The following is a 294-nucleotide window of genomic DNA, read 5'->3' as shown; positions in this document are numbered from 1 at the left end:
ACGGAAAGCCCGCTTTTCACAAGGTCTTTCCAGTCAAAGTGAAACTTGCTTGCACCGTCCATGTTGTACATATCGTGCATGAGTTTCAGCCGCTGGGCACCGTTCAGGGGCTTTGCCTGCACACCCAGCCGATGAAAATTATTCAGCAGGTCATTCTGGATGTGGTCGAGCCGGGGCTTGACCTGAGCCATGCTTTCGCCCTCCACACCAAAGGTGATGAATTTGGTCTTGGTCAGACCATTATTGCCCTTGGCAAGCTGATGGCGCAGCATCTGGCTGTAATCCGCACGCACA

At 53.1% G+C, this 294-nt stretch carries 1 pseudogene; it reads right to left on the bottom strand.

The features are described from left to right. Positions 1-294: pseudogene (locus P0G09_RS19600) on the bottom strand (conjugal transfer protein TraE); the annotation flags it as partial.

Source organism: Faecalibacterium sp. DFI.5.82, from assembly GCF_029076575.1.
Taxonomy (GTDB): Bacteria; Bacillota; Clostridia; order Oscillospirales; family Ruminococcaceae; genus Faecalibacterium; species Faecalibacterium duncaniae.
This window is presented reverse-complemented; position numbering and strand designations above follow the sequence as displayed.